Source organism: Aeromonas sp. DNP9 (assembly GCF_001728955.1).
GTDB classification, from domain to species: Bacteria; Pseudomonadota; Gammaproteobacteria; order Enterobacterales; family Aeromonadaceae; genus Aeromonas; species Aeromonas veronii.
Window position 1 is genome coordinate 84,632 of the sequence record NZ_LYSQ01000011.1, and the last position, 12,221, is coordinate 96,852.

The following is a 12,221-nucleotide window of genomic DNA, read 5'->3' on the forward strand; positions in this document are numbered from 1 at the left end:
AATGCTGCGCGGCAAGTTTCTGAGCTTGATCCTGATGGTGACTGCCTTTTTGGGGGTCGCCATCTGGTCGGTCTGGAACTATGACCGTGCTTTTAATGCTGTGACCCGCTATACCCAACTCTCCGCCTGGGCGTTGGCGCAGCTGGAGCTGGAAATCCGTGGCTTTGATGAGGCGCTCTCTCTCTATCGCACCGGTTCGACCAGTCAGAAAGAGATGAACAAGCGTTTTGATATTGCCTGGAACCGCCTCGATGTATTCCTGCACGGTGAAGAGGCAAAACAGGTTCGAGCTCGCTTTGGTGCTGAACAAGCGGTAGGGAAGATCATGGCCCTGTTCGAGAAGTATGAGCAGGCCGTGGTCAGTGGAGAGCGAGATTCGAAAGAACTTGCTCGTTTCGCCGAGGAGTTGGCTCGGGATCTGGCTGCCATCCGCGATGTGATGGTGAAAAATTTCACCGGCCCATCCGCTATTGCCCAGCGGGAGGTACTCAACTCGTCGCGTATCCAAAACTTCTTCATTCTGGCTTTCTTGATGTTGGCGACCGTGGTGATGCTGCTGATGCTGTTTCGCGAAGTGCGCCACCAGCACTTTCTGGCGTGGAATGATGCGCTAACCCGCTTGCCAAACCGGGCCTCCTTGATCAAACACCTCAAGCAGCTGACGGGACATAAAGGGGGGCGCAGCAGCGTGACCGTCTGTCTGGTGGATCTTGGCCATTTCAGGGAGGTAAATGACAGCCTGGGCTACGAGGTGGGGGATGCATTGCTGACGCAACTGGCCGAGCGGATCCGCGCCGTATCGGTTGACGGTATCTTTGCCGCCCGCACCGGTAGCGATGAGTTTGCCATCATTATTTCCGGCGTTATGCCCACCTATTTGCGTTTTCCATTTCTGGAGCAGCTGCGTAACGAACTTGCCGGGCTCGCCTTGGCGACTGATCCCGCCCACCGGGTGCGGGTCTTTATGGGGGTCAGCCAGTACGTGCGACCGGTACACACGCCGGAGGAGATGCTGCTGTTTGCCGATATCGCCCTCGACAGTGCCAAGCGCAAGCGGCTGAATCGTTACGTGGTTTTCTCCAGCAGCATGTATCAGCACTATCTGCGTAACCGCCGTTTGTCGACCGAGTTGCGCGAACTGATCCAGCACCACAGCAATTTGCAGTTGAGCCTCTACTATCAGCCCATTGTCCGTGGTCAAGGTAGGGTGCGGCTGGGGGCTGAGGTACTGATCCGCTGGAATCACCCGGAGTACGGGTCTATTCCGCCCCTCGATATCATCTCGCTGGCAGAAGATAACGGGCTGGGGGAGGCGCTCGGGTTATGGATCTTCCGGCGCTTGCAACATGATCTCGCCACTTTCCCGAGCGACTTGATTGAACCGCTGGAGATCTCGGTCAACCTCTCGAGTTCCATGTTCACTATGGGGTTGGCAGCCCAGTTGGATGAGAACATGAGAGAGGGGCCGCTAAGCCTGCAACAGCTGATCGTCGAGCTGACCGAAACTATTGCTCTGGATGATATCGAGCTGAGCAAGCAGATCATCGATACGCTGCGTCAGATTGGAGTGCGGGTGGCTCTCGATGATTTCGGTACCGGCTGGTCATCGTTCTCCTACTTGCGGGAACTCTATTTCGACAAGCTCAAAATCGACCGCTCATTTATCACGGCCATCGACAATGACACCCGTCAGGCGCTGTTCGTCGAGGCGATCACCAGCCTCTCTCATCAACTCGGTGTGCGGGTGGTGGCGGAAGGGGTGGAAAACAATGATGAGCTGAAGGCGGTGCTGAGCATAGGGGTGGATGAAATTCAGGGCTATTTCTACTCCAGGCCCTTGCCACTACAGGACTTTCTGCTGTTCTGCCATCGCTACTTTATTAATCGGAGCATCATGCAGGAGGTGGCGCTTGGTTAGCGAGCGGTGCCTTTTCACCGTTACCACAAGCTACCGTGCTGTTGTTTATCTAGCCGAATAAATAAAGAAGGCGACCATCTGGTCGCCTTCTTGTTTTGCATTGTGATGTGCAGAGGTCGCAGCCCGAGGGGCTATCAGAGCACCATGGCGGCAATCCAGCCGAAGATCACCAGCGGGATGTTGTAGTGAATAAAGGTGGGCACCACGCTGTCCCAGATATGGTCGTGCTGACCATCTGCGTTGAGGCCGGAGGTGGGGCCCAGCGTCGAGTCGGAGGCTGGTGAACCCGCATCCCCCAGCGCGCCAGCGGTACCAACCAGTGCGATGATCGCCATTGGTGAGAAGCCAAGCTGCAGACAGAGCGGCACATAGATGGTGGCGATGATGGGCACGGTGGAGAAGGAAGAACCGATCCCCATGGTGATGAGCAGACCCACCAGCAGCATCAGGAAGGCGGCGATCCCCTTGTGCTGACCGATGCCGGAGGCGACCACCTGAACCAGAGAGTCGACCCCGTGAGTTGCCTTCATCACGGCGGCAAAACCGGCGGCAGAGATCATGATGAAGCCGATCAGCGACATCATCCGTACCCCCTGAGTGAAGGCATCCTGGCTTTCGCGAAACTTGATAACTCCGCCGCAGGTGAAGATGACAAAACCAGCCAGTGCACCCAGTACGATGCTGTTGGTCATCAGTTGCAGCCCCAGCGCTACGCCAATGGCCAGCAGGGCCACCCAGATGTGGGTGAGGTTGAGCTCGACCGCTTCGGGCTCGGCATCCAGGATCTTGGCCAGATCGTACTGGCGCGGTTTGCGATAGCTGATGAATACCGCAATCAGCAGGCCCAGTACCATACCGGCGACCGGAATGGCCATCGCCAGCGGGATCTGGCTGGTGGTGATGGGCACGCCGTTATCGATCAGGTTCTTGGCCAGAATGTTATTCAGGAAGATGCCACCAAAGCCGACCGGCAGCACCATATAGGTGGCGGTCAGGCCGAAGGTGATGACACAGGCCACCTGACGACGGTCGATCTGCATCTGTGCCATCACATGCAGCAGCGGCGGGATCAGAATGGGAATAAAGGCGATATGAACCGGGATCAGGTTCTGGGAGGAGATCGCCACAGCCAGCACGGAAGAGAGCAGCAGGGTTTTGACCCACATGATACGGGTCGAGCTGGCATCCTTGCCCAACTGGCTGATCACCTTGCGGGCCAGCAGGTCGGTGATCCCGGAGCGGGAGATGGCAACCGCAAAGGCGCCCAACATGGCGTAGGAGAGAGCGATCTCGGCGCCACCGCCCAGGCCACCGCTGAAGGTGGTGAGGGTATCGGTCAACGACAGCCCACCGACCAGGCCGCCAGCAATGGCCCCCAGCGCCAGCGAGACCACCACATTGATCCGCAGCAGACTGAGCACCAGCATCAGCCCGACTGCGATAACAACTGGATTCATTTGATTTCCTTATAGTTTGTTATTGCTGTCTGTCATGTGAAGGGGAGTTAGTTTGCGAAAAATGTGACAAATGTCGAGTAAAAAATCAGTCAAACACCTCATATCGCAGCAGCATGTGGCACAAGGTTGCTCAACATGAGGGGTTTTGACCTGTTTGTCTCCGTTCATCGCGTGCGCAGCGGTGGATAGTGACGCTGATAGCGATTTCCGGTGCGCTGTGCAATCAATCACGTCCCCAAAAAGCGAAGGCTGCCAGTGGCAGCCTTCGTCCGTTTATTCTTGCCCCTCATCGTCGGCAGGAGCATCGGTTGTGTCATCATCCGGATGCGCTGGCGGCCAACCCCCCATGCTCTTCCAGCGGTTAACGATATGACAGAACAGCTCTGTGGTGCGTTCGGTGTCATAGAGGGCAGAGTGCGCCTCTTTATTGTCAAACGGGATGCGGGCGCTCTGGCACGCTTTGGCCAGCACGGTCTGACCCAGCGCCAATCCGGAGAGGGCTGCGGTGTCGAAAGTGGCAAACGGGTGGAACGGATTGCGCTTGAGGCCAGCGCGCTCGGCGGCAGCCATCACGAAGCCGTGATCAAAGGTGGCGTTGTGGGCCACTATGATGGCGCGGCCGCAATCCTGCTCCTTCATCCCCTTGCGGATCCCCTTGAAGATCTCGGTCAGCGCCTCTTTTTCCGAGACAGCGCCACGCAACGGGTTGTAGGGGTCGATGCCGGTGAACTCCAGCGCGGCCTTTTCCAGGTTGGCCCCTTCGAAAGGCTCGACATGAAAGTGGAATACCTGATCGGGAACGAGCCAGCCCTGCTCATCCATTTTCAGGGTGTAAGCCGCGATTTCGAGCAGGGCATCGGTCTTGGCGTTGAACCCGGCTGTTTCAACATCGATGACGACGGGGTAAAAACTACGGAAACGGCCCTTGAGGGTATGAACTGCGTCGGTCATGGGATCTCGGTCGGGATAAAATGAGGCGGCATTATGGCAAAAAAGCACAGGCTTGTCCTCCCATCCCACGCAGGATGCCGCGCCAAGATGGCGCCGGATTCAATATCTGTGCAGCCACCAGCGGGCGGCAATCAGCGCCGTGAGCGACCCCAGCAGGGCGCTGGCCAGCACATCCACCGGCCAGTGCATCCCCATTACCATGCGCGACAGACCAATTCCCAGTGCCCACAGTGGCAGCAGCCAGACGCCCGTGGGAGCGCGGGCCAGCCAGATCAGACCAAAAAATTGGGCCAGGCTGATGGCGGCGATGCTGTGGCCAGAGGGGAAGGCGTAGTTCACCTCGGCCTGCCAGTGGTGGCCGAGCCATTCTGGCAGGGCCAGCAACTGGCTGGCGGCGTGAACCTGTTCACTGCGCACATCGACGCTACTGGCGTAGAAGCTCTTGATAGCCGGGATCAGCCCCTGACTCTCCAGCCAGATCAGATAGGGTCTGGGCTCTTCGGTCAGGTGCTTGATCAGGCTCTTGAGCACCCAGTCGCTGGCTAGCAGGGCCGCCAGTGCACACCCCAGCGCAATGAAGGGGGTCAGCTCCAGTTTCAGTTTGTAGCGGGTCAGCAACAGCAAGAGTGCGCCACTGACCCCGATCCCGGGAATATCGACCATGCGGGTGAGGGCGTATGACCACCATAGCCAGCCTGATTGCAGGGATCCGGTCAGAAAAGGCTGCCAGGGAAGGGTGGCGAGCATCAGCAGGGGCAGGATCAACAGGGCAGTGAAGCCAAGCACCTGGCTGCGGGTGAGTGAAGCGGTTGACGTTGGGAGAGACGAAGCGTGTGGCGGCATGGTGGGTATGGGCGATCGCGAAAAAAGAGGGGCATTGTGCCACCGTGATATGCCCGGACAAAGCCGAGCAGCACGTTTGTTACCTCTGCTTACACATTTGTGGCGACATCCTCTGTTTGAGCGGGCGGATGGAGCGGCTGCCGCGCAATGTGGTCCCGTTTCGCGCCGGATTGCATCACAGGCTGAAATCTCGGGCGGCTTTGCGCTAGAATGGCGCCCCCGTGGCGGTTGTGACCAAAGAGAGCCCGATGAAGATAGTCGTTGATGAGAATATGCCCCATGCCGTGGAGCTGTTTGCCGAATTTGGCGAGGTGATCCCCTTGCCCGGACGGCAGATGCAGGCCCGCGATCTGCTGGATGCCGATGTGCTGCTGGTGCGTTCGGTCACCCGCGTCAACGGCGATTTGCTGGCGACCTGCCCCAAACTCGGGTTTGTCGGCACCGCCACCATAGGCACCGATCATGTGGACAAAGCCCTGCTGGCAAGCCGCAATATTCCCTTCTTCAGCGCTCCCGGTTGCAACAAGTATTCGGTGGGGGATTATGTGCTCTCCGCCCTGCTGGTGCTGGCGGAGCGTTACGAACTCGAGCTCTCGGCCATGACGTTGGCGGTGATTGGCGCGGGCAATACCGGCGAGTGTATGGCTGGCAAGGCCCAAGCGCTCGGCATGCGGGTGCTGCGCTGCGATCCGCCCAGGGCGCGGGATAATCCTGATGCGGGCTTTGTCGATTATCAGACCGCCCTTGGCGCCGATATCGTCAGCTTCCACGTGCCCATCACCCGCGAAGGGCAGGATGCCACCTACCATCTGCTCGATGCCGAGCAGATTGCCGCGCGCCCTGCCGGACAGATCCTGATCAACGCATCCCGTGGCGAGGTGTGGGATAACCGGGCCCTGCTGGCACGCCAGCTGAGCGATAAGCCTTTACGACTGGTGATGGATGTGTGGGAGAACGAGCCCGAGCCACTGGCAGCGCTGGTGCCCCATACCGAGATTGCCACCCCCCATATCGCTGGTTACAGCCTGGAGGGGAAGGCCCGCGGTACCTGGATGCTCTATCAGGCGCTCTGCCAACAGCTGGGGCGCGAGCCTCGTCAGGATTTGAGTCGGCTGTTACCTGCCCCCGATGTGCAGGCGGTGGTGCCGGGCCGCGCGCCGGATCAGGCGCTGATCAAGCAGCTGGTGCATCTGGTCTATGACGTGCGCCGCGATGATGCCCGTTTCCGTGCCCGACTCGGTCTGCCCGGCAGCTTTGACGAGCAGCGCAAACACTACCCCGAGCGCCGTGAACTATCCTCCCTGCAGGTTGAGGGGGCGTTTGCCGACCAGGCGCTGGGCGAGCTGGGATTTGCGCTGTCACGCCCTTGAGCCGGGGCTCTTATGATTTGAAAGATAACTGGCAGGTGTGAGCTGTTAGTGCCACATCGCCGCCATTTTTACTGTTTCGGCGCAGAGTTTTCTGCGCCGGCTCAGCCATATCTGGCAGCGTCATCTCGCAGCGCGGGAGCCTGCCGACCATGGCGCTACCCGGCGCCATTGCAGCATTATCAGAGGAGAACAGAATGAGCCAGCAGTTTAACGTAGCGGTATTGGGTGCCAGCGGCGCCGTGGGTCAGGCCATGATCGAGATCCTGGAAGAGCGCGAATTTCCGGTAGCGACCCTCTATCCGCTGGCTTCCAGCCGCAGTGCCGGTGATACCGTGCGCTTTGGCGGCAAGAACCTCGAGATCCTCGATGTGGAGGAGTTTGACTGGAGCCAGGTGCAGATCGCACTCTTCTCCGCCGGTGCCGAGGTCTCTGCCAAGTGGGCGCCGATTGCTGCCGAACACGGCTGCATCGTCATCGACAACACCTCCTGCTTCCGTTACGACGAAGATATCCCGCTGGTGATCCCGGAAGTGAACCCGGATGCGCTGGCCGATTTTCGCAATCGCAACATCATCGCCAACCCCAACTGCTCCACTATCCAGATGCTGGTGGCTTTGAAGCCGCTGCACGACGAAGTGGGCATTGCCCGCATCAACGTGGCCACCTATCAATCCGTATCAGGCTCCGGCAAAGAGGGGGTCAGCGAGCTGGCGGGACAAACTGCTCATCTGCTCAACGGCCGTCCGGTAGAACCGACCCTCTATCCGCAACAGATCGCCTTTAACCTGATCCCGCAGATCGACAGCTTCACTGACAACGGCTACACCCGTGAAGAGATGAAGATGGTATGGGAAACCCAGAAGATCCTCGGCGATGCCAGCATTGCCGTGAACCCCACCTGCGTGCGGGTGCCGGTCTTCTACGGCCACGCCGAGGCGGTACACGTCGAACTGCACCAGCCGCTCGATGCCGAACAGGTCAAGGACCTGCTGCGCAATGCGCCGGGTGTGACCCTGTTTGATGACGAAGGGGACTATCCGACCCCGGTGCGTGACGCAACCGGCAAGGATGAAGTGCTGGTGGGCCGGGTACGCCAGGATATTTCTCACCCGAGTGGTATCAATATGTGGATCGTGGCCGATAACGTTCGTAAGGGCGCGGCAACCAACAGTGTACAGATTGCCGAGCTGCTGGTTCGCGACTATCTGTAAGGCTGGTCAGATGCCACAGATGCGCAGCAGGGAGTGCTGCGCATCCGGCCTGTGATCAAACAGGGGTGTGACCCATGCCGCACTCCGTCACTTCAAGATTCTGTTGCGATATCAACTGATTAAGTTTTTTCCTACACTCAGGGTCAAGTTGGGTGCTAAATGTGTCGGACTGCTGGCTTGCCAGGCGAGCCTGATTTATATTGAACCGACTGTTTTGGGGTAACTATCCAGATTTTTCAATGTGATAGGGCCGTCATACGAAGGAACGAATATGGGACATTCCCGCATAACATTGGCAACGCTACTCGCATTGGGTCTGCTGGGCACCGTCCAGGCTGAAGACTCGGCGCGGGAGCCTTTTTTTGTCGAGCTAAAAGGCCCTGACGAACCCGCACCTCCCGCCGTCAATTCCCAGCCGCTGGCGCAGCCGGTCGCCAGACCCGTCGCGCAACCGGTGCGTGCAACCGCCCAGCCGGTGGTGCGTCAGGTCACTGCCAATGCCGGTAGCTATGGCCCTGTTCGTCCGACCGATACCCTCTGGAGCCTGGCGAGCAAATATCGCCCCTCCAATCGGGTCAGCGTCTACCAGACCATGGTGGCGATTTACGAGAAAAACCCCCGCAGTTTTGCCGATGGCAATATCAACCACATTCTGGTGGGATCCCGCATTCTGCTGCCGACTGCGGCCGAGGCGAGCGTCATCACCGATGCTCAGGCCCGCGCCAAGTTCCGCAGCGACAACGCCAGCTGGAAGGGGTTAAGCCCCAAATATCTGGCTGACAAGCAGGCCCATACCGCCAAACCGGCTGCCGCCAAACCCGCGAAGGTGGAAGCCGCCAAGACCGAGCCGGTGAAGGCTGCGCCTGCGCCGCTGCCAGTGGCGAAAGCCGCCCCCATTCCCGCCCCGGTGGTGGCACCGCAACCGGCGGCTGAAACCAAAGAAGTGGCCAAGGTGAGCGAGCCTGCGCCCAAAGAGGCGGTAGCACCTGCTCCTAGTGCTGCAGAAGGCACCACCCCGGCGCCTCTGCCTTCCGATCTGGATAAACCGGTGGGCAAACCGGCCACCGAGATGGCGCTGGCACTGGAAGATGCCAATGCCCAGCTCGGCCAGGTGACCGAGATGAACCACAGGCTCAAGCTGCGTCTGCAATCCCTGACCGAAGAGGTGGAGACCCTCAAGGCGCAGCTGCAGGATCAGACGGCGCTGCAAAAAGAGATTGCCGAGCTCAAGGCCCAACCGGTCCCGCCGGTGGTAGCCGAGCCTGAGCCTGAGAAAAACTGGTTGATGGATCTGCTCGCCTCACCGCTCAACCTCGCCATGATCATCCTGCTGCCGGTGCTGCTGGTCTTGGCGCTGGTGACCCTGTGGCTGCGTGCCCGGGCCCGCCGGGAGCTGGAAGAGCAGGAGAAGAGCCTCTCCGAATCCACCGCCATGATGATGGATCAGGAGCAGAGCGAGTTTGATGATCTGCTGAGCGTCGATGTGACCGACAACGAGCCGGTGCGCCCGGTGCCGGATCTCAACACCCCCGATGGCTTTATGCCGATGGAGCCTGACGAGCCGGCCGCCAAGCCGGATGTCGATCTGGTGTTCAGCGACGAGGGCGAGATGGAGCTGCAGGGCTTTGAGCCCGAGCGGATGGCGGCCCAGCCAGCCAGTCGTGACCCGGACCTGGTGCCGGATCTCGATCTCTCGCTGGATGAGCCCATCGCGCTGGCCAACGAGCCCGCCATGGATCTGGCCAGCGAGTTCAACCCCAAGCCCAAGGCCGCTGACGAAATCATGAGCGAAGAGGAGCTGCAGGCAGCCCTGTTTGCCGAGCTGGATGCGGATCTCTCAGCCGACCTCGAGCCCGATTTGAGCTCCATCGACGAAGTCGGTGCCGCTGACGACGATCTGGCCAGCTTCGATCTCGGCGATTTCGACAATGCCCTCGACGAGCCTGCTGCTGGCAAAGATGATAACGCCATTGATCTCAGTGCCGCAGAGGACGCCGACGAGAGTGCGGATGCCATGCTGGCCGAGCTCGGTCTTGAGCCTGTCACAGCGAAGGACGCCGAACTGGATCTGGAGTGGGATCCCAACGAGCTGGCGCTCTCCGATTTCGAAGACGCGTTCGCCGAGGTGGAGTCTCATCCGGCAGATGTTCAACCCCGTGAGCAGGCGCAGGAGAGCGGCTACGTCGAGATCGACAAGCTGCTGGCCGAAGCGGATGCCACTGCGCCGGAGCAGGAGCCGTATCAGGGCTTCTCGCTGGATGTGGGGCTGGATGGCTTCCCCGAGGTGCTGCCGGAATCCACCGGATTTGACGTGGATGCCGACGACGGCGGTGTGGGGGCCAAACTGGATCTGGCCCGTGCCTACCTCGAGATTGACGACAAGGATAGCGCCCGCGAGCTGCTGCAAGAGGCGGCGGAGCAGGGTAGTGATCACCAGCGCGCCGAAGCCGAGAAGTTGCTCAAGCGGTTGGGCTAAAGCATTTCCCATCACGGGATCAGCAAAACGGGGGCAGCCAGCAGGCTGCCCTCTTCTTTTGGCGAGTTGCGATGGTGCGAGCATGGCCGTGCAGGCTCGCTATCCAGGCCAATTGCGCGCGTGGTGGGACTTTTCGGGCTGAGCGCGTATAATCCGCCCCGTTTCTTTCACCGCGTTTTCACAACAAGACAAGTTTATCCATGCGAATTGCCCTAGGTATTGAATATGACGGCAGCCGGTATTTCGGCTGGCAGCGTCAGCGTGAAGTGATCAGCGTGCAGGCTGAACTGGAGACGGCGCTGAGCCGGATCGCCAACCACCCTGTCTCCATCCAGTGTGCCGGGCGCACCGATGCCGGTGTCCACGCCACCGGTCAGGTGATCCACTTCGATACTGAGGCGAACCGTGCCGAAGGGGCCTGGACCCTGGGGCTCAATTCCAACCTGCCGCCGGATATCGCCGTGCGTTGGGTCAAGCAGGTGGACGAGAGCTTCCACGCCCGCTTCAGCGCCACCGCCCGTCGCTACCGCTATGTCATCTACAACCACAACTACCGGCCGGCGATCCTCGGCAGTGGCGTCAGCCACTACCACGAGACCATCGATGCCGAGTTGATGCACCGGGCGGGCCAGAGCCTGCTGGGGGAGCACGACTTCAGCACCTTCCGTGCCGTCGCCTGCCAATCCAACACCCCGTGGCGCAATGTGACCCATCTGTGCGTCAGCCGTCAGGGGCCCTATATCGTGCTGGATATTCGCGCCAACGCCTTCCTGCACCATATGGTGCGCAACATCACCGGCTCCCTGCTGCTGGTGGGGCAGGGGCTCAAACCGGTGGAGTGGATTGCCGAGGTGCTGGCTGCCAAGGATCGCAATCTGGCCGGGCCGACCGCCAAGGCCGGTGGCCTCTATCTGGTCGACGTGGATTACCCGGCCGAGTTTGCTCTGCCGCAGTTGCCGCTCGGCCCGCTGTGGCTGCCGGACTCGGCACCGGGTACGACCAGTTTTTAGTAACTGCGCCCGAAAAATTGTGGTTTAATGACCCGTCATTTGTTGCCATCGAGCTATTAAGTCATTGAACAATCTAGGCTCGATGCGTTTTGTCAGGCACAAAAGCATTAAGGAATTCCATGAGCTGGCTTGAGAAGATTCTTCCCAAGAGCAAGATCACTGCGCCCCGTCGTCACAACATTCCGGAAGGGGTGTGGACCAAGTGCAGTGCTTGTGAACAGGTGCTCTACCGGGCAGAGTTGGAGCGCAACCTCGAAGTGTGCCCCAAGTGTGATCATCATATGCGCATTAGCGCCCGTGCCCGTCTCGAGCGATTCCTCGACGAGCAGGGTCGTACCGAGATCGGTGCCGAGCTGGAGCCGCAGGATGTACTGAAATTCAAGGATGCCAAGCGCTACAAGGATCGTTTGTCTGCCGCTCAAAAAGAGAGCGGTGAGAAAGATGCGCTGGTGGTGATGAAAGGCACCCTTAAAGGGGTGCCGGTTGTTGCCTGTTCATTCGAGTTCTCCTTTATCGGTGGCTCCATGGGCTCCGTGGTCGGTGCCCGCTTCGTGCGCGCCGTCGAGGAGTGCATCAAGGAAGGCCGTGGTCTGATCTGCTTCTCCACCTCGGGTGGGGCGCGTATGCAGGAGTCACTGTTTTCCCTAATGCAGATGGCCAAGACCAGTGCGGCGTTGGACAAACTCTCCAAGGCAGGTCTGCCCTATATCTCCGTGCTGACCGACCCGACCCTTGGCGGCGTCTCTGCCAGCCTGGCGATGCTGGGTGACATCAACGTGGGCGAGCCCAAGGCGCTGATCGGTTTTGCCGGCCCGCGCGTTATCGAGCAGACCGTGCGCGAGAAATTGCCGGAAGGCTTCCAGCGCTCCGAGTTCCTGCTGGAAAAGGGTGCCATCGATATCATCATCGATCGCCGTGAAATGCGTAACCGTCTGGCCAGCCTGCTCGCCAAAATGCTGAATACTCACGTCATCGAAGAGTGAAG

9 protein-coding genes are annotated in these 12,221 nt (G+C 59.7%); 6 read left to right on the top strand and 3 right to left on the bottom strand.

Annotation, left to right across the window (positions count from 1 at the left end; translation table 11 throughout):
* Window position 1: 1 nt before the first annotated feature.
* Complete coding sequence (locus A9G06_RS09330) at window positions 2–1,918, top strand: bifunctional diguanylate cyclase/phosphodiesterase (RefSeq protein WP_069555043.1); 1,917 nt, start codon at window positions 2–4, stop codon at window positions 1,916–1,918.
* A 134-nt stretch (window positions 1,919–2,052) separates the two neighbouring features.
* Here the strand turns inward: A9G06_RS09330 and A9G06_RS09335 are convergent, their stop codons facing one another.
* From A9G06_RS09335 to A9G06_RS09345, 3 genes are all read right to left on the bottom strand, one after another.
* A complete protein-coding gene (locus tag A9G06_RS09335; protein ID WP_005344933.1) occupies window positions 2,053–3,375 on the bottom strand; it encodes a Na+/H+ antiporter family protein in 1,323 nt (440 codons plus the stop codon).
* A 273-nt stretch (window positions 3,376–3,648) separates the two neighbouring features.
* Entirely contained in the window at window positions 3,649–4,326 is a 678-nt protein-coding gene (gene rnt / locus A9G06_RS09340; protein WP_069555044.1) for a ribonuclease T, read from the bottom strand.
* 99 nt (window positions 4,327–4,425) lie between these two features.
* Entirely contained in the window at window positions 4,426–5,169 is a 744-nt protein-coding gene (locus A9G06_RS09345) for a phosphatase PAP2 family protein (RefSeq protein ID WP_069555045.1), read from the bottom strand.
* A gap of 248 nt (window positions 5,170–5,417) precedes the next feature.
* On the opposite strand from A9G06_RS09345, the gene A9G06_RS09350 reads away from it, so the two are divergent.
* The 5 genes from A9G06_RS09350 (at window position 5,418) to accD (ending at window position 12,219) form a co-directional block, all read left to right on the top strand.
* Window positions 5,418–6,539: a 4-phosphoerythronate dehydrogenase gene (locus tag A9G06_RS09350; RefSeq protein ID WP_069555046.1), complete on the top strand. Its 1,122-nt coding sequence runs from the start codon at window positions 5,418–5,420 to the stop codon at window positions 6,537–6,539.
* 194 nt (window positions 6,540–6,733) lie between these two features.
* The gene (locus A9G06_RS09355) at window positions 6,734–7,750 is read left to right on the top strand and encodes an aspartate-semialdehyde dehydrogenase (RefSeq protein ID WP_005344937.1); all 1,017 of its coding nucleotides are present in this window, start codon (window positions 6,734–6,736) and stop codon (window positions 7,748–7,750) included.
* 271 nt (window positions 7,751–8,021) lie between these two features.
* Window positions 8,022–10,226, top strand: coding sequence for a FimV/HubP family polar landmark protein (locus tag A9G06_RS09360; RefSeq protein WP_069555047.1), 2,205 nt, complete (start codon window positions 8,022–8,024; stop codon window positions 10,224–10,226).
* A 200-nt stretch (window positions 10,227–10,426) separates the two neighbouring features.
* The gene (truA, locus tag A9G06_RS09365) at window positions 10,427–11,236 is read left to right on the top strand and encodes a tRNA pseudouridine(38-40) synthase TruA (protein WP_069555048.1); all 810 of its coding nucleotides are present in this window, start codon (window positions 10,427–10,429) and stop codon (window positions 11,234–11,236) included.
* 119 nt (window positions 11,237–11,355) lie between these two features.
* A complete protein-coding gene (gene accD / locus A9G06_RS09370; protein WP_069555049.1) occupies window positions 11,356–12,219 on the top strand; it encodes an acetyl-CoA carboxylase, carboxyltransferase subunit beta in 864 nt (287 codons plus the stop codon).
* The last annotated feature ends 2 nt before the right edge of the window (window positions 12,220–12,221 follow it).